At 73.2% G+C, this 1,794-nt stretch carries 2 protein-coding genes; both read right to left on the bottom strand.

The window, feature by feature from the left end; all coding sequences use genetic code 11:
- Positions 1 to 156: 156 nt before the first annotated feature.
- Positions 157 to 846: an ADP-ribosylglycohydrolase family protein gene (locus tag ACE3Q3_RS24265; RefSeq protein ID WP_374450424.1), complete on the bottom strand. Its 690-nt coding sequence runs from the start codon at positions 844 to 846 to the stop codon at positions 157 to 159.
- An 18-nt stretch (positions 847 to 864) separates the two neighbouring features.
- A partial coding sequence (locus ACE3Q3_RS24270; RefSeq protein WP_374450426.1) for a hypothetical protein occupies positions 865 to 1,794 on the bottom strand: 930 nt, incomplete at its 5' end.

Below are 1,794 nucleotides of genomic sequence, written 5' to 3' on the forward strand. Positions count from 1 at the left end.
CTCAAGGACCGGTCGGCCGGCGGCCAGCGCCTCCCGCACCCGCTCGTCCGCGAACCGCCACAGCGGCCCCACATAGCGCCCGGCATGCGCACCGCCGCGCGGCCTCGCCGCCCGATCGCCCTCCACCGGCGCGGCCAGTTCGACGAAACGGTCGATCTACCATGCCGGTTCGGGCGGCCGCTCTGCCGTCAGTAGCTCGGGCAGCAGGGCGACGAAACCGACGCTGCAGGCGATCGTGCTGCGGTCGTTGTGCGTCGCTGCCGTGGCCAGCACCGCGTCCGCCCAGAGCTCGGACGACATGGATCTGAGGTGCGGCAGCAGGACCGGCGCGATCCGCATCAACGCCCCGTTCCCGAGCGATTCCGGCGCTGCATCGTACCAGCGGCTGCCGCCACGGGCGCCCCGGACGGCCGTCCCGACCGAGCGGCCGATTCCGAAGATCGGCCGGGACGCAAAGAGGCCGAGGAGGGCTTGGGGCTCGACCCGCCGATGATCCAGCAGATGCTCGATCGTCCAGCAGGCGAGTTGCGTGTCGTCCGACGGCAGCCCGACCCGGCGGTCGCCGGCATGGCGGTTGGGGAGGTAGTCGCGCACCTCCCCGTGCCATCTCCGCCGCTCGGCCGGCAGCATCCCCTCGGTCGTGTTGCCGAGTGCATCGCCGATCGCCAGCCCGAGGAGCATCCCGCGCACCCGGTCGGGCGCAACGGCGCGCGGGGACGCGGCGGGCCGGGCATCCTTCAGATGGGCCGGGAGTGTGCAGCGCAGCCACCCCGCAGCGGCGAGCGTCGAGACCAGCTGCCATCGGCTGCCTTCCGCCGTTGCCCGGCCGACGCCTTCACGACCCATGTTCGCACCCTCCATCATCTACCGATCGCGCCGCAGCCGCTCCGACAGGTCGGGGCGCGGCGCGGAGCGCAGGTCCTTCTGGTAGAAGGCGCGATTGGAGGACGCGGCGTAGATCTCCTTGCGCAGGCGGGGCGACAGTTCCTCGGTGATCCGCCGGCGGAGCAGGACGAGTTCGGCCACCAGCGCCTCGGCCCCGTCGAGCCCGCGCACATAGCGCTCGAACCAGCGCAGTTCCCGGTCGAGGAAGTGCTCGGCGCCGCGCCGGTCGCCGCTTCGGTTCAGGGCCATCGCCTGCCGCAGCACCTGTGCCTGCCACGCCTCGGCGACGATCCGGCTGCGCGCCGGATCGCGCGGGTGGGCGTTGTTCTCGGCACCGCGCGCGAAGCGGATGGCGGCCTCCATGATCGGGCTGACCACCTCCGTCTCCCCGTCCGGAGAAACGCCGGCGGCGGAAGCGCCGATCAGCAGCTCGGAGCCGACCTCGGCCGCGGGACAGTGCAGGCGGAACGCCACGAACTTGGGGGCGTCCGGCAGCAGCATCCCGATCCGGACCTCGATCGCGCCGGGCAGCACGCGATGCGGCCAGCCACCCACCACCTCGGCGCGCAGGCTGGCCGGCACCACGAGCCGCAGGACCGTGCGCTCCAGAAGGGCGTTCCGGCCTTCGAACAGTTCGCCGAGAACGACCTCGGCGATCTCCGGCGCCCGCTCGGCGTCGTGCAGGCGCCCGCCACCCTGCTCGGCCATGCCGCCGAGCAGCAGTTCGTCGTACCCGTCGCCGATCCCGACGGCCGACGTGACGATGCCGCGGGCGGCGAGCCCCTGCGCCTGCCGGGCCAGTTCCCCGGCATCCGTGACCCCGGCATTGGCATGCCCGTCCGACAGCAGGAGCACGCGATGGGAGGCACGCGGATCGGCATCCATCGCCAGCGCGACCCGCTCCGCGGC

The organism is Allostella sp. (assembly GCF_041913585.1).
GTDB lineage: Bacteria > Pseudomonadota > Alphaproteobacteria > ATCC43930 > Allostellaceae > Allostella.

Bases quoted from the DNA above. Each gene is read 5' to 3' on its own strand.
- ACE3Q3_RS24265 (WP_374450424.1), bottom strand. From the start codon at position 846: ATGGGTCGTGAAGGCGTCGGCCGGGCAACGGCGGAAGGCAGCCGATGG.